Origin of the sequence: Rhizobium sp. 32-5/1, assembly GCF_029537235.1 — a bacterium.
In the GTDB taxonomy this organism is placed as follows: Bacteria; Pseudomonadota; Alphaproteobacteria; order Rhizobiales; family Rhizobiaceae; genus Pararhizobium.
The window spans coordinates 633,602-658,203 of the sequence record NZ_CP120639.1 but is presented as its reverse complement, the minus strand read 5'-3'; the positions used below and the strand labels follow the sequence as shown (position 1 = coordinate 658,203).

Genomic DNA, 24,602 nt, shown 5'->3' with positions numbered 1-24,602 from the left:
TGGTTTACGATAACGCAGATATCGAACAACTTATGATCCCTCGGAGACCGACCTAACTATGAGCACTGGCCCTCTTCTGTGGACTCCGTCGGATGCTGTCAGTCCGATGCATGATTTTCTTAAAGCATGTAATTCGAGGTTCAAGCAAACCTTTGCGACGTTCGATCAGTTGCATGCTTGGTCGATCGCAGAGCGTGGCGACTTCTGGTCTCTGGTGTGGGATTATTGTGGCGTCAAGGGCAAACGCGGCGAACGTGTGTTGATCGATAGCGAGGTTATGCTGGCCGCCCGCTTCTTTCCCGACGCCACGCTGAACTTCGCCGAAAATCTGCTTTCCCGCACCGGTACGGGCGATGCGCTGATCTTCCGTGGCGAAGATAAACTAAGCTATCGATGGTCCTGGGACAAACTGCAGGGGAGGTATCCCGCCTGCAGCAGGCTTTCTGTGCGCTCGGCATCGGAAAAGGCGATCGTATCGCCGCTATGATGCCAAACATTCCAGAAACAATCGCCTGCATGCTCGCCGCCACCTCTATCGGCGCAATCTGGTGTTCCTGTTCTCCGGATTTCGGCGAGCAGGGCGTACTTGACCGCTTCGGCCAGATCGATCCGAAACTGTACATCACTTGCGATGCATATTGGTACAATGGTCAGTTACAGGACGTTTCCGCTAAGGTGAAGGTGGTTTCCGGAGCCCTTAAGATTCCAGTGATGGTGGTACCTTACGCGGGTGACGCCCCCACGCTCGCAGCCGCGCTTGCCGATGGCTGTACGCTCGCCGATTTAACTGCGCCCTATGAGGCGAAAATGGTAGAATTCCAGCCACTGCCTTTCTCGCACCCGCTCTACATTCTTTTTCTTCCGGTACGACCGGTGTACCAAAATGCATCGTCCATTCAGCGGGCGGCACCCTTCTTCAACACCTGAAGGAGCACCGACTCCATTGCAGCCTGGAGCCTGGTGAGCGGCTTTTCTATTTCACTACCTGCGGCTGGATGATGTGGAACTGGCTCGTATCGGGACTCGCGCTCGGCGCCACCCTCTGTCTTTTCGACGGATCTCCTTTTGCCCCGGATGGCAACGTCCTGTTCGACTATGCACAGGATGAGAAGTTCGCCGTCTTTGGCACCTCGGCGAAATATATTGACGCGGTCCGCAAGGGCGGCCTCGTACCCAAGGAGAGTCATGACCTCTCGATGCTTCGACTGCTGACATCTACCGGCTCGCCACTGTCACCGGAAGGCTTTTCCTTCGTTTACCAAGGCATCAAGAGCGACGTGCATCTTGCCTCTATTTCCGGTGGAACGGATATCGTTTCGTCGTTCGTGCTCGGCAATCCGCTGAAGCCGGTCTGGTGCGGTGAAATTCAGGGGCCAGGCCTCGGGCTCGCGGTCGATGTATGGGGCGACGACGGTAGGCCGGTGCGCGGCGAAAAGGGCGAACTTGTCTGTACCAAGGCGTTCCCGTCTATGCCGATCATGTTCTGGAACGATCCTGACGGTAAAAAGTACCGCAGCTCTTATTTTGAGCGTTTCGAAAACGTCTGGTGCCACGGCGACTTCGCTGAATGGACCGAACATGACGGCATCGTCATCCACGGTCGCTCCGACGCGACACTTAACCCAGGCGGGGTCCGCATTGGCACTGCGGAAATCTATAATCAGATCGAACAGATGGACGAGATCGTTGAGGCAATATGCATCGGCCAGGAATGGGACAACGACGTACGTATCATCCTCTTTGTACACCTATCAAACGGCCGAATTCTCGACAACGATCTGGTGAAGTCTATTAAGACCCGCATCCGCACCGGTGCCTCGCCGCGCCATGTGCCCGCAAGGGTCATACAAGTTGCCGATATCCCGCGCACGAAGTCCGGCAAGATCGTCGAACTGGCTGTGCGCGACGTTGTCCACGGCCGACCGGTAAAGAACAAGGAAGCCCTCGCCAATCCCGAAGCGCTGGACTTATACGCCGGTCTTTCCGATCTCGAAACGTGATATATGAGTGGTGCCTGCCCTAGGTACCGAACTTGATACAGCATTAGGCAGAAGCAGAACGTAGCGAATAAAGACTTCGACGGGGGCGACCACGGCCACGCGCGTACTGCCAGTGATATGTGAACTTCGTCTCTCGACGAACCCGTCCCAGAATTGCTTCTTTTCAAGAGGGGTAGGTCGGACCGATAACCAGCGATATTGTACATTAAGCCGGGACTTCGATATATTGCGCCACAGCTTTCAGAAACTGAGCATATCGGTGAGAGCTCTTCTTGGAGGTCACATTGTCCACGGTAGCAGCTATTCGTGCGTCGGTGCTTATCCCAATTCTTACACAGATTGAGGAAACTGGCCTCCATGTCGATGCGCTACTTGCTCGCCATGGAATGCTCCGGGGCAATTCACTGATCCCTACGCCATGGTCCCGCTTGCATTATACGTCTCACTTTTTGAGGACGCCGCAAGATTGAGCGGTTTGGGGAATCTGGGCGCAGTTCTCGGTACGAAAGTAACTCCAGGTGATTTAGGTCCAGCTGGAGTGCTTTTCTCAATTTCTCCAACGATCCGTGAAGCGGTTGATCGCCTCACGCTTTATGTCACTGCCATTCAAGGTGGGACGTCAAGTGGGTTTCAAGAGATTGGAGACAATTACGTTTGGAATTACCAGATTTCCGTCCCAAACTTGTGGCCTCGGCGGCAAGATAGCGAGTTTACGCTCTCCATATGCTGCCAACTCATTCGCCTTTGCTTCTCGCGCAATTGGCAGCCTGCGGAAATACATTTCGAGCATCCCGAGCCGCCGAATAGGACAAACGAGCTTGATAAGATTTTCAAAACTTCCGTAAAATTCGGGCAGTCAAGTAACCGCCTTGTCATTACCAAGGCAGATGCCCAACGGATCTTCCGGAGTGAAGATCCCGCACTCGTTTCGATCCTAGAGCGGCATATTAACGATCTCTCGATTAAAGAGAGCAAGTCCTTGCGGGACCGGGTGAACTCGTTGATCGGAATGCACCTGGGATATAGGCGTATCACCATTGCCTTGATCGCAGAGGATCTCGGCGTGACACAGCGAACCTTGCAACGCCGCCTCCAGCATGAGGGAACGTCTCTGCGGGAGCTAGTTGAGTGCCACCGTCGAGAACTCGCTCAAAAACAAATTGATGCAAGTCTCAAAAAATTCGCATCGCGGACGCGCTCGGCTATGCCGATTCAACCGTATTTTGGCGAGCTCGGAGACGCTGGCAGGACAAGGAGAATTGGGGCCAATAAGCTGGCGTTGAAGCGTGTTGGTTCGATTTTCCGTAAGCCCCCGGGGAGGGCCGTCTTGCGAGGTTGATGCGAACATCGGAAGTCCTAGTGCAAACACTAGGAGTAGTCCTATGACGAAGCATCCGATTGAGGTCATCACGTCTGTCGAGCGCCGCCGGCGCTGGTCTCGCGAGGACAAAGAGCGGCTCGTTGCAGCCTGCCTTGAGCCTGGTGCGGTTCTTTCCGAGATTGCGCGATCGGCCGGCATCCACGTGAGCCAGCTCTTTCGGTGGCGCAAGGAACTCTGCCGGATCGAGGAGCCGTCGCTTCAGGTGGCGAACACCTTGGTGCCCGTGATCGTGTCGGAGGCCGCGCCGGCAGCCCAGCCAGCCGCCTTAGAAGCGCCAGCCCCATCGCAGTCCCGCCGGAAGCGTAGCGATGTGACGATTGAGCTGGGCCGCGGTCGCCGTGTCCGTGTGGACAGCGACATAGACACGGAGGCGCTTGGCCGCATTCTCGATTTTGTGCTGGGTCGGCGATGATCCCGGTTCCTGCTGGTGTGAAGGTCTGGTTGGCGACCGGCCATACGGACATGCGCAAAGGCTTTCCTGGTCTGTCGCTGATGGTGCAAGAGACGCTGAAGCGCGATCCGATGTGCGGGCATCTGTTCGTCTTTCGCGGTCGTGGCGGTGGCCTGATCAAGGTCATCTGGCATGATGGCCAGGGAGCCTGCCTGTTCACGAAGAAGCTGGAGCGGGGACGCTTCATATGGCCGTCGGCGGCAGATGGGACCGTCGTGATTACGCCTGGGCAGCTCGGTTATCTGCTGGAAGGCATCGACTGGCGGATGCCGCAAAGGACCTGGCGACCAACATCGGCTGGATGAGCAAAAACACTGGAATGGCGGGGGCGAATATGATTCCATCTCCCCATGAGCAACCCCGTCGACCAGCTTCCAAATGACCTTGCCAGTGCGCTCGCACTGCTGGCCGAAGAGCGTTCGCGGCGTGTTGTTGCCGAGGTAGAAGCGGCGACTGCCAAGGCGGAAGCTGCGAGCGCAAAGGCGCTCGTGTCACATTCCGAGGCGCTGATCGCACGGTTGAAGCTGGAGATCGAGAAGGTCCGCCGAGAGCTTTACGGCAGTCGCTCGGAGCGCAAGGCGCGGCTTCTCGACCAGATGGAACTGCAACTCGAAGAACTCGAAGCTGATGCCGGCGAAGACGAGCTCGCGGCGGAGATGGTTGCCAAGGGCTCGACCGTCAGGGCCTTCGAGCGCAAGCGTCCTTCACGCAAGCCGTTTCCCGAGCATCTGCCACGCGAACGTGTCGTCATTGCTGCCCCAACAAACTGCTCCTGCTGCGGCTCGGCCAAGCTGTCGAAGCTCGGTGAGGATATCACAGAGACGCTGGAGGTCATCCCGCGTCAGTGGAAGGTCATTCAGACCGTGCGGGAGAAGTTCTCCTGCCGCGAATGCGAGAAGATCACGCAGCCGCCAGCACCCTTCCATGTGACACCCCGCGGCTTTGCCGGCCCGAACCTTCTGGCGATGATCCTGTTCGAGAAGTTCGCCCAGCATCAGCCGCTCAATCGCCAAAGCGAGCGCTATGCCCGAGAGGGGATCGATCTCAGCCTGTCGACGCTTGCCGATCAGGTCGGTACTGACACCGCGGCCCTGAAGCCAATCCATTCGTTGATCGAGGCCCATGTCCTGGCCGCCGAGCGACTGCATGGCGACGACACGACCGTGCCGATCCTGGCGAAGGGAAAGACCGATACGGGCCGCATCTGGACCTATGTCCGGGATGACCGGCCGTTTGGCGGGCTGTCACCGCCAGCAGCTCTGTTCTACGCGTCGCGAGACCGGCGACAGGAGCATCCCGCACGCCACCTGAAGACCTTCACCGGCATTCTGCAGGCGGATGCCTATGGCGGCTACAATCCGCTGTTCAAGGTCAATCGCGATCCCGCGCCTCTGCGCCAAGCACTCTGCTGGGCACATTCACGCCGCAAGTTCTTCGTGCTGGCTGACATGGCCGCGAACGCCAAACGTGGCAGCAAAGCCGCGCCGATCTCGCCGATGGCACTGGAGGCCGTCAAACGGATCGATGCCCTGTTCGATATTGAACGGGAGATCAACGGTCTTGCCGCCGACCAACGCCTGGAGCGGCGCCGAGGGGACAGCCTGCCACTCGCCGAAGAGCTGCATGATTGGCTCCAAATTGAGCGGGCAAAACTGTCGCGCAGTTCTCCCGTCGCCGAGGCGATAGATTACATGCTCAAGCGATGGGATGGCTTTACGTCATTCCTCGATGACGGCCGGATTTGCCTGACGAACAATGCTGCCGAACGAGCGCTCAGAGGCTTTGCACTCGGCAGGAAGTCATGGCTCTTCGCCGGATCGGATCGTGGTGCTGAACGTGCGGCGTTCATGGCGACACTGATCATGAGCGCCAAGCTCAATGACATCGACCCGCAGGCCTGGCTCGCCGACGTCCTCGCCAACATTGCGGACACGCCGATCAGCAGGCTGGAGCAATTGCTGCCGTGGAACTGGATACCGAAGACGCTGAACGCTCAGGCGGCATAATGTGCGCTCCACAGTGGATTCCGACACCCCCTGCCGGATGGCTACCTCATAGGCCGACGTAAATGCTGAGCAGCCAAGCCTGATAATCCGCAAGATCGGTCGAGCGCACAGCATTTGTGCGGGGCTATTTGATCCTGCCACGGTAAGGACAGGATAATGACGACGACGCTTCGAAACTATCATGCCCGGATGCAACGGGTCCTAGATCACATTGATCAGCATCTCGACCGCAATCTGGACCTGGACGAGTTGAGCTGCGTGGCCGCCTTCTCCAAGTATCATTTCCATCGGCAGTTCGCGGCGGCCTTTGGGCTGTCTGTGCATCGCTATATCCAGCTCCTCCGCATGAAGCGGGCATCCTACAGGCTTGCCTACAGAGACGTAGACAGCGTGACCGAGATAGCGATGGATGCCGGCTACGAAGCTCCTGACGCCTTTGCCCGCGCATTTCGGCAACGGTTCAGCCAGTCGCCTTCGCAGTTCAGGAAATCTCCCGATTGGGAGCCGTGGCTTGCGGCCCTATGGCCTCTCAACCAAGCAAGGAGTAAGCTTATGCAAAGGACATTTGCAGCCAATGACATCGAAATCCGCGAGGTGTCTCCGACCCCTGTCGCGATCATGAAACACCGAGGTGATCCGGCAAGGATCGGCGACACGATCAAACGCTTCATAGCATGGCGCAAAGCCACTGGCCTGAATCCGAAGACCAGTTTGACTTTCAACATCTTCCATTCCGATCCGCGGGTGACGTCTCCGGACGAGTATCGGCTGGACCTTTGTGTCAGCACCGATCAGCCGATCAAGACGAATGGAGAGCATATCGAGGCGGGCATGATCCCCGGCGGCCGTTGCGCCGTGCTGAAAGTCGTCGGCAACACTGATGATCTGGAGCCTGCCGCGCTTTATCTCTATCGCGATTGGCTGCCGGCCAGTGGCGAGGAAGCTAGGGATTTCCCCTGTATTGCCAGCGTCTCACCTTCTTTCCCGAAGCACCTGAACATGCAGCGGTGGCAGAGCTCTTCCTGCCCCTGAAATAGCGAACCTCTGTGGCGGCTTGTCCGTTTCTGTCCGCAGCGGCGGACAAGCAGCTTTCAACCCGAACCTCCCGATCCGGCTAAACAGCGCGTTCGCTAAACGTGAGCATTCCATCAGGCGAAACCGTAGCGGCCTTCACCGGATAGTTACGATTTTCCTGCGCGATGGGATCAAGCCGATGGGATCAAACCGGAAGCCGCGTCGGAGACGCACTTCATCGCAGTCTGCCGTTCTCCTGTCGCTTCAGCGAGAAGAAGCGACAGCTTTGCCAGGTAGAGTTCTGCTTGGCCTTCGCCGACTTCATCTATCTTTATAGCGATCGCGTCGTAAATGGCTTCTATTTCATCGACGGTCATTAGGCGGTTCCTTGCTGGCAGGTTGCAATGCGATAAGCATCCAAAACTGTTGCCACGTCGGCTTTGGCCCATCGACCTGCGATATGCGTGTCCGGCCGTATGAGATAGACAGTTCCGTTCACTGCACCGTAGGCATCTGCGATAGGAGAACCACAGGGCAGTGACAGAACAGTCACATCCGCCCCGGGGTAAATGCGTCCTCAAGACGCGCCGAAAGTTCCTCGTCGAAACAAAGTACCGTAAAGCCGTGTCCGAGCTTTTCGGAAAGATGTCCGCCATTTAAACCTACATCCTGGAATACTGATCCAGCCACCGGGCCTGCGGTGAAATTTGTGTCATCGGGTGCGACGGCGGGGCTGTCGCTGTAGGTATAGGCGGTCATCTGGCGGGGATTTGCCAGAGCGCCAGCGAAGGGATGATCGAGAGCGAGCGAAAGTGCGGCATCTCGCATAAGCCTCCAACCATGCGTGTTCGGTGTCATGAAACGGGCGCTCTTAGAAGCATTGGCAAAGACGTCGAGTGTCGCGCCACGCCGCTCCGGCGAGTAAGTGTCGAGCAGAGCCTCGCCAGCCTTGCCGTTTAGCACCCACCCGAGTTTCCAGCCGATATTGGCCGCGTCGGCAACGCCATTGTTCAGGCCGCGAACGCCAAAAATCGGAACGACATGCGCGCTGTCGCCGGCGAAAAACACACGCCCGTCGCGATAATCAGCGAGAGCTAACGTATTGGCCGAGTAAACGCTCCACCACTCCAACTCCCACGGCCCGGTATGACCGATCTCATCGAGAACGGCCGTTACACTTTGCCGAACCTTGTCTTCCCTTATCGCGTCCTCGGTAGCCTCGTTTTCGCTAAGTTGGTAGTCGATACGCCAGATATTGTCCGGCTGCCGGTGGATCAGGACGGTCCCGCCGGGACGGCAGCGTGGGTCGAAAAGCGCTCGTCGTATCGTGGGATAGTCATGGTCCATCTGCACGTCGGCGATGACATAACGACCTTCAAAATTCTGGCCCTGAAGACGCAGTCCCCTCTTTGCACGGATATTGCTTCGCGCACCGTCGCAAGCTAGGATCCACTCGGCACAGATTGAATAAACGCCGTCCGGGTCTTTGACCGTCAGGCAGACGCCGTCATTTCTATCCTCGATACCGTCGACCGAACTTTGCCAGCGTGTTTCGATTAGTGGGTTGGCGCTTACCGCGTTCCAGAGGAACTCCTCGATATATTGCTGCTGGATGTTATACATGGGGCGAAACTTTTCGCCCTCGCTGTCCGGCATTTTGAACTCAAGGATTTGCTTCCCGCGATAAAATGAGCGCCCGGTCGTCCAGCCAAGCGCCTTTTCCACAAAAGGCGCGGCAATGCCAAGCCGCTGAAGGATCTGATAGCTCGGACGGGCGACGCAGATAGCTCGGCTGCCGTCATTAAATGTCGATTTGTTGTCGAAAAGAAGTGAAGGAATTCCTTCTCTTGCCAATGTGAGCGCTGCGGTCATTCCAACTGGGCCCGCGCCGACGATCGCCACTTTGGCGGTCTGGCCAGCGGTGTGCACTTGCTTTCCCGGTGCATCGAAGTACGGGTAATGAAAATAGCGAGATTCAGTTTCGCTGCGTCCTGCGGGTCTCAAAATCGCCTCCTCGATATCCTTAACGTCCTCCGAAGTTTCAGATTTTACGTTGGTCGGGATTGCCGGTCTGTCCCCCAAAACAGGCGACATTATGTGGGCCGGAACGCCAAAAAAGCACGGAGGCGATTGATTGGTAAGCGCGCGTCGGAATGTCTCAACAGTACCCAAACTACCCAACGCTTAACTGGCATAAAATCAGAAGGCGCAGTGAATGACAAAACTCAAGGCAGCAAACACGAACTGAGGTCAGTCTATTTCGGTGGTATGCTCGTTGCAGAGAGAGAAAAGTGCCGCTTTCGAGTTGATTCCCAACTTGGCATAGGCGCGTTGCCGGTATGTCTTGACGGTGTTGACAGAGATATTGAGCTTCCAGGCGATTGCATCTGACGCCAGCCCCTTTAGCATGGATTCGCAAATGTTTTTTCCCGTTTTGACAGCGAATTCAAGGGACTGCGAAGCTGAGCGGCCTTCTTCCCTGTATAGTGCAGAAGGGCTATTTTCGAAACGATTTGCCAAAAGGGAATTTGCAGGCTCTCATCGCTCACGGTAAACGCGCCGCTCTCCGTGAACCGATAGAAATTGAGTGCAAGAGCCTCTTCCTTGGTGCCGACTATGACGACAATCTTGTCCACGATGCCACTCGCTCGAAAGAATGTTTGATAATAATGTTCCGGCATCTCCGCCCTGAGGTCGGAAAGGCGCAAAATTCGCATTTCATTGACCGTTTGTACTTTGTCTAAATATTTGACAACCGGATCTTCCCGATAGGCCGACCGCAGATATTTCGCAGCGAGGTTCGCCGCATTTTTGCTCTGACGCCTGTTGAATGACAAATAGCATTCGGGCCTGTCAGCGCGGTACGAAAATACCATACATTGGTCGGCCTTGACGACGTGTTCGGTGAGTTTGAGAAAGCTTGTATTGAATCCCTCAGTGCCCACTGAATGCAGGCATTCCGAAAGCGATCGCAGAAGACGCTCGGCGCCCCTGCCGGAAAAGTATTCTTCCAACGACATAAGCGGAACATCGCATAGCCCGATGGGTCTTATCAATCGAAATGGGTGAGGTTGCCGTGCCCTGGGTTCAAAATTCAGGTGAGCAACGGCTCAACGACGCCGGTTCGTGAGAAGACGTTCCGACGTTGTTTGTCGTCCGAAAAGGATGACATAGCTCGAACCAGATAAATGCTAAATAAGCCCTTAAATGTAGGTTCGCGTGCTGCCATCTCGCCCTGCGACACGCTCGTATCCTGAGAGGTCCCGCTATGGAGTATAAGGCTGGTTTATCAATCGACGAAGTAAGGGGTTTGGCCGAGGGTCTGGCGATTACAAAGCTCTCGTCGAACGAAAACCCTTTTGGTCCTTCGCCGAAGGCGGTTGCCGCTGCGCAATCAGCCATCGGCTCATCTAATCTCTATCCGGAACGCACGGATAGCAAGCTATGCGATGCTCTTGCGGGCTTCCACGGCCGGGGTCTGGCACCATCTCACTTTTTCTCGGCCAACAGCGGCGTCGAGGTCCTGTCGCTCGTTGAGGACGCACTCATCCTCACCGGCGAGCGAGCGATAATATGCCCGCCGTGCTTCGGCGCCTATTCGCAATCACTTACTAACAAGGGATGCGCCATTGATAAGATTCCCTTATCGAGCCCAACTTTCGCCTTGACGTGGATGCGATCTTGTCAGCGGTCACGGATGAAACACGGCTGATCTATTTGTGTAATCCAAACAACCCAACCGGAACGTGGTTTGGCAAAGATTTGTTGACGTCTATTCTCGAAGGACTGCCCAAACATGTCACTGTGATCTACGACGAAGTCTATTATCAATTTGCTACGGAACATGGTCTTCCTGACGCGATCCGGCATGTTCTTGATGATCGGAACATCGTGATAATCCACAGCTTTTCCAAGGCCTACGGACTTGCGGGAATGCGTCTTGGTTATGGCATAGCGCCGGCGCGGATTGTAGCAAAGGTACAGAAGCTGAAGCGCAGCTTTCACGTTGGCACCGCCGGCATGGAGGCGGCTCGGGCCGCACTGGAAGATACCGACCATCTGAGCCGGACGGTCGAAAACAACCATATCGAGCGTCGCCGGATTACGGAAAAGCTCTCTGAACTGGGCCTTGAGGTCACACCAAGCCAAGCCAACTTCGTTATGTTTCGCTGCCCTGACGGCTACGACGCTGAAATGCTAACGGCGGCGTTGGTCAAGCACGGTGTCATGGTGCGTCCGGCCTTCTACCTGCCGCATCATATCCGGGTCACCATCGGTACACCGGACGACAACACACATCTTTTGACTGCAATCACGACGATCCTGGAGGGTTAAGCATGACGAAAACTATGACAGGCGGCGAGGCAGCAGTTCTATCGCTGCACACGCTCGGGGTGAAAACCGTCTTCGGCTTGCCTGGAGTGCAGAATGATTGGCTCTATAACGCATTTTACGACCATCGGGAAAAGTTCCGCATTATACATACGCGACATGAGCAGGGTGCCGCCTATATGGGACTCGGCCACGCGCTGGCCAGCGACATGCCGACGGTCTTCAACGTCGTGCCAGGCCCAGGCCTTCTAAATGCGACAGCGGCTATGTCGACAGCCTACGCGCTGAATGCGAAGTTGATGTGCCTGACCGGACAGATCAATTCAGCCTCGATCGGGAAGGATTGGGGCGAGCTACACGAAATTAACGATCAACTCACGATCCTGCGGTCGCTGACCAAATGGGCCGATCGTGCGAACAGCCCGTCGGAAGTCCCTGTTTTGATTGCCGAAGCTTTCCGCCAGATGCAGTCGGGGCGGCCGCGACCCGTCGGCCTTGAAATTCCGATGGACGTAATGGCGGGCAAGGCCCCGGCGAACCCGAATTTCGACGTACAGCCTTCCTATGAACCGCCACTCGACGAAGAGGCGATCGAAGAAGCGGCCAAGCTCCTTGGTGGCTCGGTTTCGCCGCTGATTTTTGTAGGGAGCGGTGCTCAAGGGGCTAGTGCACTGGTTCGTCAGTTGGCCGAAACATTGCAGGCTCCCGTTGTCGGCTATCGCACAGGCATGGGGGTCATGGACGCGCGGAGCTATTTGTCGCTTCACCAGCCGGCCGCCAAGGAGCTTTGGAAAAGGCTGACGTGGTGCTGGCGATCGGCAGCAACATGCGCGTTCCGGCACGCAAATGGATCAACGCGCACAAGCCTGATATCATCCGCATCGACGTCGATCCGACCAGCCACCGGAAATTCTTTACGCCGAAATGTGAGGTAACTGCTCGAGCGGAGCAGGCACTGCCGATCTTGCTGGAGCGGCTCGAACGCCACAACTTAATCCGTACCTCGCGCGAAGCGGAATTGCTGGACGTTAAAGCCGCTTGGGCGAGGCGTTCTGCCGTACTGGAACCGCAGTTGAGCTATCTCGAGGTCATCCGCGAAGAAATCGGCGAGGATGGTATCTTCGTCGACGAGTTGACACAGGTCGGCTTTGCCAGCCGGATCGTCTACCCGGTCTATAAGCCCCGAACCTACATCTCCACAGGTTACCAGGGAACGTTGGGTTATGGCTTCCCGACGGCGCTCGGTGTCAAGGTCGCTAAGCCAGACGTTCCTGTGGTTTCCGTTACCGGCGACGGCGGTTTCATGTTCGCCGTGCAGGAATTAGCCACTGCCGTCCAACATAAAATCCCGCTGATCGTCCTCCTCTTCAACAACAATCGTTTCGGCAATGTGCAACAGATGCAAATCGATGATTACGGCGGGCAGGTCATCGCCACGGATCTGCACAATCCCGATTTCTGCCGCATGTCGGAGAGCTTCGGCGCGCAGGCGATTCATACGCGTTCGCCTGAAGAGGTGCGATTCGCCCTGCGCCGAGCGATTGCGACGACGGATGTCCCGACAGTAATTGAAGTAGCTGTCGGTGATATGCCGAGTGTTGACCAGTTCCAGTAAGGAGCCAGCATGAGCGACCGTTGCATTGTACCCGCAGACAACCCGATTGGCTCCAGTTTCCGGAAGGCTATATCATCCTGCAAGATGATCTTCGTTGCTGGCCTGCCCAGTTCCGGAAAAAGTCTGCTTCTTCAGCAGCTTACCATCCTTGCCCATCAGGCGGGGCGCAAAGTTCATTCGATGCAATGGGACTCCGCCCGCCGCGTGTTTGAAACCGGCGCTTGGCTGAAAAAATACCCCGAGACGGATAATGTGACACATCCGGGAATCCGTAAGGCCGTCGGCCTTTGGGTTCGTCGGGGTGTTGAACGATGGGTGGAAGAGTACTCGGCGCAGGAGGATATCCTAATTGGCGAGTTGCCCGTCGTCGGCGGCCGCTTCGTTGAGCTTTTGCAGCAAGCCGATGACTCGGCTGAAAATTTGCTGAAGTCGGACGCGGTATTGTTCTTCGTGCCTGTCCCCACGCGCGAAATGCGCAAGGTCATCACCGGTCAGCGTGCAAAAACCTTCGCCAATCCACGCAACGAACAGGAAACCAAGGATGCCCCGATCCACATTGTAGAAGGTGAATGGCTTGCGACTCGGCAACTGCACAACCGCTGGCATGGTGTGCCCGATGTGCCTGACAGGGATCGGGAATATGACCCCGGCATTTACATAGATGTTTTCAATCGGCTGCTTAGCTTCCGAAACAGCGAAATCCTGAATGTTGACCGGAAATTTGCAATCGACGGGTCCGCCTACGATCGCCCGGTCGAAGTCAGGGAACTGACTCCAAGCGCGGATGAGGTGCAGGCGGCCTATCACGTGCTCGAAATGCTGTACCAAGGTTCGGCTGCGGCACGGGCCGCGGATGCGTGGGCGGAGTATTGAAAATGGTAGAGGACGCAAAAGCTCTCATTCTCGATTTTGGCAGCGTCGTGACGTTGACGATGTTCGAAACACACCGATTTTCCGAGCGTAACCTCGGCCTGCCGACAGGCAGTCTGACTTGGATGGGGCCCTTCGATCCGGAAGGTGATGTGCTCTGGCAATCCATGCAGCGCGACGAAATCACTGAGCGCGAATACTGGTTGGCGCGCGCACGCGAAACAGGCTCGCTTTTGGGAGAAACCTGGACCGAAATGGCGCAGTTTGTCGTGCGCGCGCGCGGTCAGAATACCCATGAAATCATTCGCCCGGAAATCGAGCCGCTGATCTTTGCATTGAAGGAGGAGGGGAAAAAGCTCGCTATCCTTTCCAACGAGCTCGATCTTTTCTTCGGCGTCGAGCTGCGTCAGTCGCTGAGGTTACTGAAGAATTTCGACATCATCAGCGATGCCACCTACACCCACGTTCTCAAGCCAGACCCGAAAGCGTATCAGGCGTGTCTTGGCGATCTGGGAATGAGGGCAGACGAGTGTGTGTTCATCGACGACCAGATGCGCAATGTCCGTGGAGGGCTTGATGTCGGCTTGCGGGCATTGCATCTCGATGTCATGCGTCCAAGGGATGCCTTTAACGCCGCCCTGAAGGAGTTGGGTATTGCGAAAGCCTTTAGCGCGCCGGGTGTCCTTGAGCCGATCAGTGAGGAGTAAGACAGATGAGCCTTAATCAGTCCACCATTGATGCACTGCGGCAATTGCCGGCACCGATTGGCCTGAACTTCATCGATAACAAAGCGGTCGCCGCTGCAAGCGGTGATGAGATGCCAGTTATCAGCCCGATCGATGGGAAACAACTGACGGTTCTCGCGGCATCGGACGGCGAAGACATGAACCGGGCGGTGGCCGCCGCGCGGCGAAGCTTCGAGGCAGGTCACTGGTCGCGCATGGCACCGGCGGAGCGTAAGAAGATTTTGCTTACGTGGGCGGATCTCATCGACAGGAATGCACTGGAGATTGCAGTGTTGGGTGTCCGGGACAATGGCACTGACATTCGTATGGCGCTCAAAGGCGAGCCGCAATCGGCTGCTGCGACAATCCGGTTCTATGCCGAAGCTATCGATAAGCGGAATGGTGAGATCACCCCCACGCGCGAGGATGTACTTTCGTTGATCCACAGGGAGCCGGTGGGGGTGGTTGGCGTGATTATCCCCTGGAACTTCCCACTCATGATCGGAAGCTGGAAGTGGGCACCTGCCTTGGCTGCGGGAAACAGTGTCGTTGTGAAACCCTCGGAGGAAGCGAGCCTCTCGGTCTTGCGGGTGATCGAGCTTGCGGCTGAGGCCGGTATGCCTTCTGGCGTTTTGAATGCGGTCAACGGACGCGGCTCCATCGTGGGCGAGGCCCTTGGACTGCATATGGATGTGGATGTGCTCGCTTTCACCGGCTCCGGCGGGGTGGGACGTCGACTGCTAAACTACTCAGCACGTTCGAACATGAAGCGCGTGTATCTCGAACTCGGCGGTAAGTCTCCCAATTTGGTCTTCGCCGATGCGCCGGATATCGAGCGGGCGGCGAAAGAAACGGCGGCATCGATTTTCCGCAACAATGGCCAGGTATGTGTTGCGGCGTCCCGCTTGGCTGTCGAACGGTCCATCTATAAGGATTTCATGGAGATTGTGCGGACTGAGGCTCTCGCGATGAAGATCGGGGACCCGCTTTCTCTGGCTTTTACGACAGGGGCGCTGGCCAATGCCGCTCAACTCGCAAAAACCGGAGCCGCGGTAACGCGCGCGGCCGAACAAGGTGCCGTCGTTTATTATGGCGGACACCAGCTTCACGCCGAAGGCGGCGGCTTCTATCACGAGCCTACGATCCTGACGAGTGTGACTGCTGACATGGATATTGTTCAACAGGAGATTTTCGGGCCGGTGCTCGCTGCAAGGCCGTTCGATTCGGAGGATGAGGCGGTCGCCATTGCGAATGAAACCGTCTTTGGTCTTTCGTCGGTACTTTGGACCCGTGATCTTTCGAGGGCACACCGAGTATCCAGCAGAATAAAATCTGGCGTCGTCCAGATCAATTGCTATTCCGGCGCGGATATAACGACTCCGCTTGGCGGCGTCCGGCAATCGGGCAACGGCTCGGACCGCTCACTGCACGCATTCGAGAAATACGAAAACCTGAAGGCCAAATGGATACAACTCTGAACGCTTAAATTGTCGCCAAGGGCGACGGCAGTCTCTTTGCCCTTCGCACCAGAGATCGTGATGCCGGCGCTACACCACTGTCATAAGATCGGTCTTCGCGACGATCACCCATATGGCTTCACCGCCAGCTTCAGCCCGCCCTTTGCAAGGATGACTCGGAGCAAGGCTGGGTCGCTCCAGAACTCATCGGAACTAATCAGGGAACAACAGCGCTGATGATTGAAAATTATCGTTCCGGCTTTCTGTGGGAGAGCGCGAGGAGAACGCCAAGTATAGTCGATGGCCTTTGGCGAGCCGGCTTCACCGGCGGTCGGTTTGATTGCCGTCGATAGGAGAAGCCTGCAATGGAAAAAGCCGTGAGCGAGGTGGCCAGGTTGACCGTTGCGAACCCGGGCACGGTTCCGGAACCTGTCCGACTGGAAACGATGTCCGGCTCGGCCCATCCGGCACGCCGACTTGATTTCACCAAAACGCTCGCCGGCTTCCACAACCCGAGCCAGAAACTAAGCGTCTTCCTGCTCGATCTCTATGCGGCGGCCATGCGCGAGGAAGTCGGCCGCTTCGAGCGCTGCTTCTTCTCATTGCTCGAAGAGCTCGTGGCCTTTGACGCTGGCTGGACCGGCGTGGCGACGCAGGAAGACAATAGACCCGTCACCCACAACAGCTTTGTCTATCATCTGCCAGAAAATTTCTACCGCGAATGGCTGACCATCCGCGAACACGATCCGCTCGCCGACCTGACGCATCTCGTCTATGGCCAGGCAGCAGTGACCGACATTAGACAGGACGACGTCGACCCGGTCTTCCGGACCTGGGCAGAAAAATTCGGCCTGAAACACCTGATGCGGACCTGCGCGCTCGACACGCGCTTCGGCCTGATCGGTTTCCTTTCCATCTACCGGTTCGATCCGAATCGACCATTTTCTGCCGAGGAAGTTGCGACGATCGAGGCGCTCATTCCACACCTCGCTGCCGCAATGCGCATCAACCGCACCATGCAACTGTTCCGCCTCGGCAAGGAAGTGTCGACCGAGACCCGCCGTGCGATCTGCGACGCGTATGGCGTCATCCACCGTGCAGATCCAGGCTTTGCCGAAACCATTACTGCCGCGTGGCCCGGCTGGAATGGCCAGAGACTGCCCAATGTAATTTGCCAGCACCTGCAGTCCCTTCCTGAAACGCCGTTTCTGTGCACAACCCACCGGATCGAGATCAATCCGATCGCCGGCCTGTTCGTGCTGGAACTGCGCCCCCGATCACTGGTCGATCGGCTGGGGTCGCGCGAACTCGAAACGATCCAGCATTTCGCAAACGGCGCTTCCTACAAGGAGGTCGCTCGCCGCATGGACATTTCGCCCACCACCGTCAGGCACCACCTGCGATCGGCTTACAAAAAGCTTGGCGTGCACAACAAAACCCAGATGGCTCGGCTTGTTGGCGGCGTAGGTGCTCGGCAACAAACTTCCAGTTGATCGGATTTGAACTGTCGACCCTGCGGATGTTTTCGCGGTCGTTGCCGAAATCTACCGACGATCGTCGGCCAGAGCGTTCTTGCTATGCATCGTGTACCGGTGTTGCCACCGGATCATTTGAGACTGCCCATAATAGCCGCAATCGAGAGCGATGAGCCGCAGCATGCGAGATCGTATCTCCCGCTGGCGGCTTGCGGGAGCATAAGCCGCCAGCTCGACACTGGTCACTTTCTAGAGCTTCAGCTTTTTCGCCATTTCGTCGAGAATCCCGAACTGCAAGGCATCGAACCGCTCCTCCGGCTGCCAGAGCAACACCATCGGCATCAGGGGGTCGACCACGCCACTCGTCTCGCCCGATAGTGCCTCGATCACAGCATGGCCGCAGAAGGGAACATAGGTCTCTGAATATCCACCTTCATGGACGATCGCCAACCGGCCCTTGCAGAGCCGTCCGGCCGCTTCGGCGATGCTCGTCGTCATGGCTCGGAAGCTGTCGCTATGCAGGTTCATGCGAGCAAGGGGATCGACCGCCGAAGCATCCAGTCCGCTCGCCACCACAATCAAGTCAGGCTTGAAAGCCTCCAGCGCTGGGATGACGATGCGCTCGAAGGCACGCAGGTAGACTTGATGACCGCCGCCAGGAAGAAGCGGGACGTTGATGTTGGCGCCTTCGCCCTTGCCGGCACCACGATCCTCGGTGCCGGAGTAGCCGGGCGGGAAGCAGCGGTCCTGGTGCAGCGAGATCGTCAGTGTGTTAGGGTCCTCGTAGAAAATTGTTTGCGTGCCGTTGCCGTGATGAACGTCCCAGTCGACAACAGCGACGCGCTCCACGCCATGCTTTGCCCGCGCGGCCTGGATAGCAATTGGGATGTTGGCGAATAGACAAAAGCCCATCGGCGTGTCCGGCAGGCAGTGATGGCCCGGCGGACGCGACAGCGAGAAGGCACTGCGCACCGAGCCGGACAGGACGGCATCGACTGCTGCCTTGGCAAGGCCTGCCGAGAGCGCAGCGATCTCGTAACTGCCGACGCCGAAAGGGGCGTTGACGCCGAGATCGCCGCCTGTCGTGTCGCTGACGCTCTTGAATTTATCGAGGTAGCTCGCCGGGTGAATCCTCAACAGATCCTCCCGGCTCGCTGGCTCGGCGGAGCGCACATCCAACTTTGCCGCAAGGCCGGATACTTGCAGGAGGGAGAGAAGCCGCCGCTTGGAGTCAGGGGATTCGGCAAAGCCGGCTGCGGATGGCGGTTGGATCCAACCGCCTACGGGGAGCACCAGGGATTGGACGCCGCCCGTATGCCAGAAGGTCCTTTCGTCGGTGAAAAATCCGGTCGTCTTCATCATTGCATTCCTTTGTTCAAGACAGGATCACGCCTGGATTTCAGGGACAGGAACAGGCAGGCAAATGAGAGCACTCCACATGCTGCTGCCGCGATGAACACAGTGCCAAGGCCAAAGGCGGCACCGAGCAACAAGCCCGCGAAGAGCGGCCCGAGCGACAGCCCTGTGCCGATTACGAGCGTGGTCGAGGCGAGCAGTCTGCCGGATGGATCGCGCGCCGCCACTTCGGCGATTATGAAGGGTAGTACGAACGTCCAGGCGACCTTGAAGGCGCAAATCGCTACGACATAGGCCGTTCCGTTTGTGAAGATCGCGAGCGCAGCGACCGAGAATATGAGGACCGCGTAGCCCACCAGCAGCATGGCCAGCCGTGCGGAGCGTCCGCCGAGCCAGGTGGCGATTATTGCGCCGGTAATGCCGAAGAGCGAGGCGATGGCAAGAATGCCGCCCGTGCTTTCACTGGCGAACCCGGCTTGGGTTGCGGCCATGCTGGCAAAGGTCCAGACACCGCCAATCGCGATATAGAAGGTGAGGATCGAAGCGACCGTGAGGATTGCGAGCACGACGAAGCCCCTTCCTGCCGCAGATCTTGTTATTGCGGCCTCTGATATCCTTGGCGCCAAAAGGCCCTTGTAGAGAGGCGAAAGCAGCAGAGCGAGACCGCCGAGTGCGATGTAGAACGACTTCAGTCCAAAGTTCGCGAAAAGAAAGGGCAGCAAGAACAGGCCCGCCGCGCCAGCGACGAGTTGACCTACCACCCAGTAGCCGAACACCCGGTCGGGGTTCTTGGCATCCTGCCCGCTGACCATCGACAAGACCATCAGGGTTCCACCGCCGAGACCGGTGAAAGCGCGGATGAGCAGCAGGCTGGTGTAGTCCGGTAGAACGAGCGGGGTCGCGAGGTTGCCTGAAATGAACACGGCGAGAGCAATGATGCCGACGATGCGGACATTGGCACGGCCCAGCCAGAACAGCGACAGCAGTGAGGCGGCGCTGAAGGCGCCATTCTCGACGAAGAAATAGGTGCCGATCTCCGACGGCCCGATGCCGAGCTCTATACCGAGCTGGGCAGCAAGGGCAGGGGCAACCAGCAGGGCCAACGGTGTGATCGCGGCGAAAGCCACAAGCGCGATCAGAGTAAGTTTCGGAAAGGTGGTGGGAAGGGTCGAGGCGGATGTCATGGTCATGACCGCGCCTCGATCCCGAATTGCTCTGGGTTTGTCATCGATGTTGATCCCTCTGTTGGTCGATGTATATCGACACCTCTCTGTTCCGGAGGCTTGCACTCAGTGTCGGGAGCAAAATCGCCGCCGCATAGTCGTTCAGATGAACGATGCGCAGGTCGTGCTTGAAATGCTGCGGAGAATTTTCAAGCCGGCAGGTGGGCTAGTTCCATAAATATGCTTACCCCACAAAAGGCTAGTTTTAGCGCTCTCGAAGCGGGCTCCGTGCAATCGGGCCCGGATAAACACCCAATCTTCATATCGATAAGCTGAAGATCAAGAGCAGGAATTTTCACTAACATCTGAAGCCGAGCATGACGGAACGGGTGCGCGCTCGTCTGACACCGTGTCAATCTTCAAGCGGGGAAATTTGGGGTACGTCGGCGGCAATACCTTTCGGCGTTGCATTGGGGAACGGGTGAGCTGGAACTGGAAGCGAAGCGAGGCGCGCCTCTGTCTCCGGCGAGACATGACAGCGCAGACCTGAGACTGGCCCGATGCCATACCGGGCAAAGTAGGGCTTTATGAGGTCGTAGCCACGCTGGTCGCCTGACTGAAAACGACGGAAAATCCAGTAGGCGATCAAATCCGCCATCTGAATCAGGCGCGATGCCTTTGAATCCAGAAAAAGCGGGACTTCGGCAAAGTTGCGAAGTTGGCCGTTGGCATGCCCGACGTGCTTAAACACATGAGAGAGGGTTTGGATTTTCTCCTCATAGTTGCTTTTGTCGAGGATGACCAAGCCGCGCTGGGGGTTCTTCTTCTTATAAAGCGTCTTCAGATAGCCATCAAAACACGAAGCCACCTCCTCGAAGCTCCGAGCCAGAATATCGTTCGGAGAGAGGAGCTTCTTTTCGATGACGCAGGCGTAGACCTTCAACTGCAACTGCTTGTCGTCCAGTAGCGATAAGATATCGACAACGGCTTGAACTCTGTCGTGGGGAGGCACACCTTTCCAGGTACCGTTGCCCGAGCGCATCGGATTTCCGTGGAACTCAATTTCTCGAGGATTGGTAGAGCTGAAGCGCGCCGCCACAGGGTCTATCTGGGCTTCCAGCCAATGTGTTTGACGCTCGAATATGCTAAAGCCGGCAAGGACAAAGAAGTCGGAGCTTGGATCATGCGAGTGACCAGACTCGTCAAGATATAATAGATGCAACGAATCCCCCTGAAACGAAAAAGCGGACCGCATGCGGTCCGCTCCAATTAGGTAAGCCGAGTGAAACAATCGTTCAACGCACCGACGGATCAGCGCTCTCGACTATGACCGATATATATCGGTTGCTTGTCGGCTTTTCAAGGGCGGCTCCGCATGGTTCGCAATCGCCTAAGTCCGGCGTTCGCGGCTTCACGTCGTATGTGACCCGTCTCAGCAGTAGTGGCCATCGACTCTGACCTGATGACCGGACCGAAAAGAAGATAGCATCAGGTGCCGAGGATGGCGATAAGATGCGCATCAGCATGATCGTTATTCGTCGCAGCCGGATCTATTAATGCGTCCCATCCCGCGCTTGATGGATGGGTTCCTGGTCCGGCCCCGGATCGCCGTCGATCAACCCGCTCCCGAACGAGCAGATATACAACGCGACCCAACGGTGGTCGGGCTCTGGGATTGGATAGGCAACATCCTGGATGTTCTGGACGAAGCGAAACCAAGCCGGTGTCCGTTTGATGTCGACATCTCTGCAGTTTGCCTATCTCGCATCGCACTGCATGCACTTGATCCCATAGTCGGACTTTCTGTATCAAACGCGATTTTTCAGTAGTTTAGCTTTCTGAACAAACGTGTCGTAGGTTCGTATCTGTTCAAGGCGCGCGACACCACATCGCTTTCTACTAAGCGGCATTCGATGGTTGAGAAGAAGCGGACTTTTCGACGATGATGCTCGATCGCCTGGATGCCGAGGGCGGTCGCGACATGCGTTTTGCCAGTACCGCGTCCTAGTTTCTATGCCGCGCGGCGGCCTGGCTGCCCCGGATGGGCGTCGAGCGCGAAGCGCCCCACCAGTTCCATCAATAGGTCGGCCTCTTCGGAAAGCTGTCGCGTGGCGGCATTGGTTTCCTCGACCATAGCCGCATTGCGTTGGGTCATCTGATCCATCTGGTTGACGGTCGAGTTGACTTCCTGCAGCGACAAAGACTGCTCGCTGGCCGAGTTGGCAATCAGGTCGATATGACCCGTAATACCGACGATCTGGCGGGAGATCTCGATCAGCGCATTGCCCGTCTCCTCGACGTAACGCGATCCGGTCGATACTTCTTCGGCGGAGTTGGCAATCAGCCCGCCGATTTCTTTTGCCGCCTTCGCCGAACGCTGGGCAAGTTCACGTACCTCCTGGGCCACCACGGCGAAGCCCTTGCCCGCTTCGCCAGCACGCGCGGCTTCGACGCCGGCGTTCAGTGCCAAAAGGTTGGTTTGGAAGGCGATCCCGTCGATAACGTCGATGATCTGGCTGATCTTGTCGGAGGAACCCTTGATCCGGCTCATTGCCGAGATTGCATTTTGGACGATGCCGGATGAGTTGTCGGCATTGCGCTTCGCGGTTGCGACGATGCCTTTGGTTTCGCCTGCCCGGGCCGACGCCGTCTTGGTGGCCGCTGTGATTTCCCCGACGGCCGCTGCAGTTTCCTCCAGCGAGGCGGCTTGTTGCTCGGTGCGCTTTGCGAGATCGTCGGCGGCGTCCGCCACCTGACGGCCGTTTTCCTGGATCAGGCCAGACGCATTGCGAATCTGCGAAAGCGTATCCCGAAGGCCGGCAACAGAACTGTTGAAGTCGTTCCGCAATTGATCGAGGTCGCTTGCAAACGGCGTGTCGATTGTGAAACGGAGGTCGCCTCGGGCGAGATTGCCGAGACCACGTGCGAGCGAATCAACGGCGAACTGCACGTGCAAGGCGTTTTCCTGCTTTTCGGCCTCGTTGCGGCTGCGCTCATCCTCGGTCGCCAACCTTACCTGTTCGGTCTCCTCCTCCATTGTCACTTTGGCCAGCGCATTGTCCTTGAATACGGCCAGGGCCCGAGCCATGTCACCGATTTCGTCGGGGCGACGGTCACCCGAAATCGACGTGTCCAGTCTACCATCCGCCAATCGTCGCATCGCCAACGTGATCTGCCCAATCGGCCCCTTCAGCGTGAAGACCAGGGCCGCACCGGCAGCCATGGCAATGAAAATGCCAAGAAGGACGGCGCCGATGGAGATGCGATTGGCGCCATCGCGTTCAACGCGCGCGTTGGCTTTCTGCGTTTCGCCGAACGTCGACAACAATTGCCAAGTCTCTTCGATCTGCTTGGAGGCCGTCACGAATTCCGTTGTCTTCTGCATCGAATTGCCGGAAAGCGCCACGGCCGCCTTTTCAAGGCCATCAAGGATCGGTTTCATCATCGCCGGCAACTCGGTGAAGAACTGGTCGCTCTTCACCGCCTGCGAGAGACGGGCCACTTCGGTCGCATACATATACAGTGCCCGCGCGACCTTTTTCACAGCCTCTTCGGAGGGGTTTCCGGCAAGTTCGGCAAAGACAACCCGAATTTCGTTGTTGTTGCCGACGATCGCGCGAAGCTTGTTGGCGACGCCTTCGGCATTCGATATTTCGATATCGGCAGCCGCTAGATTGAGGATCGACTGGCGCATCAACTCCCCGCTAACCCGCTTGAACACTGTCGCAAACGGACTGAGGTTGTCGAGCGTTTTATTTGCCAGGCTCATCGCGGCTTCGCTCATGTCCTTGGCTTTGACCTGGGCAATCAGATTTTTTGCCAGTTCTTCAAATTTCTTGCCGTCAGGCTGTTTCTCGGTTGGAAGTGACGCCAGAACTTTGCTGACTGATTTTTCAAGATCGGGGCTGTATTTCTCAAATGCCTTGAACTTGTCTTGAAGTGTTTGGGCATTTTCATGATCGGACGCCATGGCATCGAGTAGAACGGATGCGTTATCGAGGTCCATGGCATTGGTCAGGCCTTTTTTCGCGGCCTTCTCCATCCTCTTGGCGGCGGCAATCAGCTTAAATGAACGCTTGCCAGTCTCTCCTTGCTTATCCAGCAGCGCGGCCTGCGCGTTTGCGACATCGACAAGAACAGCTTCCTGTTGTTTTTGTAAAACCCAGATCGTCTCGATATTCTCAGAAATTGTTTGGGATTCAACAACCGCCTTGTCGAGCAAGGCAACATCGGTTTCCTTGCGCAGTTCTTCCGTCGTTGCCTTGAGCAGGTTAAGTTGTTCCTCCGCAAACTTCGCGGCGCGGTCGTGATTTTGCTGGGTCGGCGCCATCAGGAAATCACTCATTCCCGTGAATACATGTTTGAAGCCGGACAATGACTGCAGCACGCTATTGGAGATTTCCATTCGGCCCTGAAGTAGGCCGGAAGCATAGAGCCCGCTTAATCCGACGGCAGAAATGCTGATCACAAAAGGCAGGACCAGAAGGACAACCTTTGTCTGGATCTTGAAGCGGGACATAATCTTGTCAATCACGGTCTTTTTCCCACAAATTCAGCATTTTGAAATTAATGTCCGCTTCGGTCGCAAAGACGGGCTCGGGTGCGGGCATGCCTAGGCAAGCAACAACAATCGCATCACATACTTAACGTTCGCCTAAAACTAGTGGACTCAGCTGACGTACCGTCCGGCTTTGGAGGTATTTGTGCCGTGGTGTTGGCGGGACGGGCCTCTTTGAAATGCTCCGACTACCAATCGG

Annotated in this window: 18 protein-coding genes and 4 pseudogenes; 14 read left to right on the top strand and 8 right to left on the bottom strand. The window is 56.9% G+C overall.

The annotated features are described in order from the left end of the window. Positions 1 to 58: 58 nt before the first annotated feature. The 6 genes and pseudogenes from P6U16_RS24725 (at position 59) to P6U16_RS24700 (ending at position 6,875) form a co-directional block, all read left to right on the top strand. Positions 59 to 2,000: pseudogene (locus P6U16_RS24725) on the top strand (acetoacetate--CoA ligase). Positions 2,001 to 2,418: 418 nt separating this feature from the next. Continuing rightward, positions 2,419 to 3,339 carry an AraC family transcriptional regulator ligand-binding domain-containing protein gene (locus tag P6U16_RS24720; RefSeq protein ID WP_277704107.1) on the top strand — a complete coding sequence of 307 codons (921 nt, stop codon included), beginning with the start codon at positions 2,419 to 2,421 and terminating at the stop codon, positions 3,337 to 3,339. A gap of 43 nt (positions 3,340 to 3,382) precedes the next feature. After that, positions 3,383 to 3,793, top strand: coding sequence for a transposase (locus P6U16_RS24715; protein ID WP_277704106.1), 411 nt, complete (start codon positions 3,383 to 3,385; stop codon positions 3,791 to 3,793). Continuing rightward, positions 3,790 to 4,137 (top strand): IS66 family insertion sequence element accessory protein TnpB, encoded by a 348-nt coding sequence (gene tnpB, locus P6U16_RS24710; protein WP_277704105.1) that lies wholly within the window; start codon positions 3,790 to 3,792, stop codon positions 4,135 to 4,137. The genes P6U16_RS24715 and tnpB overlap by 4 nt, the downstream gene beginning before the upstream one ends. Before the next feature lie 45 nt (positions 4,138 to 4,182). Next, positions 4,183 to 5,838, top strand: coding sequence for an IS66 family transposase (locus tag P6U16_RS24705; protein WP_277704104.1), 1,656 nt, complete (start codon positions 4,183 to 4,185; stop codon positions 5,836 to 5,838). 156 nt (positions 5,839 to 5,994) lie between these two features. Beyond that, a pseudogene (locus tag P6U16_RS24700) lies at positions 5,995 to 6,875 on the top strand (AraC family transcriptional regulator). A gap of 168 nt (positions 6,876 to 7,043) precedes the next feature. On the opposite strand, the gene P6U16_RS24695 reads toward P6U16_RS24700, so the two are convergent. From P6U16_RS24695 to P6U16_RS24685, 3 genes are all read right to left on the bottom strand, one after another. Then, positions 7,044 to 7,229 carry a hypothetical protein gene (locus tag P6U16_RS24695; RefSeq protein WP_277704103.1) on the bottom strand — a complete coding sequence of 62 codons (186 nt, stop codon included), beginning with the start codon at positions 7,227 to 7,229 and terminating at the stop codon, positions 7,044 to 7,046. 172 nt (positions 7,230 to 7,401) lie between these two features. Beyond that, positions 7,402 to 8,946 (bottom strand): FAD-dependent monooxygenase, encoded by a 1,545-nt coding sequence (locus tag P6U16_RS24690; RefSeq protein ID WP_277704102.1) that lies wholly within the window; start codon positions 8,944 to 8,946, stop codon positions 7,402 to 7,404. Positions 8,947 to 9,254: 308 nt separating this feature from the next. Further along, positions 9,255 to 9,872: a hypothetical protein gene (locus tag P6U16_RS24685; protein ID WP_277704101.1), complete on the bottom strand. Its 618-nt coding sequence runs from the start codon at positions 9,870 to 9,872 to the stop codon at positions 9,255 to 9,257. A 248-nt stretch (positions 9,873 to 10,120) separates the two neighbouring features. Between P6U16_RS24685 and P6U16_RS24680 the strand changes: the two genes are divergently transcribed. The 8 genes and pseudogenes from P6U16_RS24680 (at position 10,121) to P6U16_RS24645 (ending at position 17,344) form a co-directional block, all read left to right on the top strand. Further along, the gene (locus P6U16_RS24680) at positions 10,121 to 10,564 is read left to right on the top strand and encodes an aminotransferase class I/II-fold pyridoxal phosphate-dependent enzyme (RefSeq protein ID WP_277704100.1); all 444 of its coding nucleotides are present in this window, start codon (positions 10,121 to 10,123) and stop codon (positions 10,562 to 10,564) included. Further along, entirely contained in the window at positions 10,534 to 11,187 is a 654-nt protein-coding gene (locus P6U16_RS24675) for a histidinol-phosphate transaminase (RefSeq protein ID WP_277704099.1), read from the top strand. Before P6U16_RS24680 ends, P6U16_RS24675 begins: the two co-directional genes overlap by 31 nt. 2 nt (positions 11,188 to 11,189) lie before the next feature. Beyond that, positions 11,190 to 11,888 (top strand): annotated as a pseudogene (locus P6U16_RS24670) (thiamine pyrophosphate-binding protein); the annotation flags it as partial. Positions 11,889 to 11,986: 98 nt separating this feature from the next. Then, positions 11,987 to 12,799, top strand: a complete 813-nt coding sequence (locus tag P6U16_RS24665) for a thiamine pyrophosphate-dependent enzyme (RefSeq protein WP_277704098.1) — start codon at positions 11,987 to 11,989, stop codon at positions 12,797 to 12,799. Between the two features lie 9 nt (positions 12,800 to 12,808). Then, positions 12,809 to 13,672 (top strand): hypothetical protein, encoded by an 864-nt coding sequence (locus P6U16_RS24660; protein ID WP_277704097.1) that lies wholly within the window; start codon positions 12,809 to 12,811, stop codon positions 13,670 to 13,672. A 2-nt stretch (positions 13,673 to 13,674) separates the two neighbouring features. After that, complete coding sequence (locus tag P6U16_RS24655) at positions 13,675 to 14,376, top strand: HAD-IA family hydrolase (protein WP_277704096.1); 702 nt, start codon at positions 13,675 to 13,677, stop codon at positions 14,374 to 14,376. A gap of 5 nt (positions 14,377 to 14,381) precedes the next feature. After that, the gene (locus tag P6U16_RS24650) at positions 14,382 to 15,872 is read left to right on the top strand and encodes an aldehyde dehydrogenase family protein (RefSeq protein WP_277704095.1); all 1,491 of its coding nucleotides are present in this window, start codon (positions 14,382 to 14,384) and stop codon (positions 15,870 to 15,872) included. Positions 15,873 to 16,216: 344 nt separating this feature from the next. Beyond that, positions 16,217 to 17,344, top strand: coding sequence for a helix-turn-helix transcriptional regulator (locus P6U16_RS24645; RefSeq protein ID WP_277704094.1), 1,128 nt, complete (start codon positions 16,217 to 16,219; stop codon positions 17,342 to 17,344). 231 nt (positions 17,345 to 17,575) lie between these two features. On the opposite strand, the gene P6U16_RS24640 is transcribed toward P6U16_RS24645, so the two are convergent. The 5 genes and pseudogenes from P6U16_RS24640 to P6U16_RS24620 all read right to left on the bottom strand — a co-directional run bounded on the left by P6U16_RS24640 (position 17,576) and on the right by P6U16_RS24620 (position 24,379). Then, the gene (locus P6U16_RS24640; RefSeq protein WP_277704817.1) at positions 17,576 to 18,685 is read right to left on the bottom strand and encodes a class II histone deacetylase; all 1,110 of its coding nucleotides are present in this window, start codon (positions 18,683 to 18,685) and stop codon (positions 17,576 to 17,578) included. Then, complete coding sequence (locus tag P6U16_RS24635) at positions 18,685 to 19,872, bottom strand: MFS transporter (protein ID WP_277704093.1); 1,188 nt, start codon at positions 19,870 to 19,872, stop codon at positions 18,685 to 18,687. Before P6U16_RS24635 ends, P6U16_RS24640 begins: the two co-directional genes overlap by 1 nt. Before the next feature lie 385 nt (positions 19,873 to 20,257). Continuing rightward, positions 20,258 to 21,100: a DUF3800 domain-containing protein gene (locus P6U16_RS24630; RefSeq protein ID WP_277704092.1), complete on the bottom strand. Its 843-nt coding sequence runs from the start codon at positions 21,098 to 21,100 to the stop codon at positions 20,258 to 20,260. Positions 21,101 to 21,754: 654 nt separating this feature from the next. Continuing rightward, positions 21,755 to 21,850: pseudogene (locus tag P6U16_RS24625) on the bottom strand (ATP-binding protein); the annotation flags it as partial. Positions 21,851 to 21,856: 6 nt separating this feature from the next. Further along, a complete protein-coding gene (locus P6U16_RS24620; protein ID WP_277704091.1) occupies positions 21,857 to 24,379 on the bottom strand; it encodes a HAMP domain-containing methyl-accepting chemotaxis protein in 2,523 nt (840 codons plus the stop codon). Positions 24,380 to 24,602 lie beyond the last annotated feature (223 nt).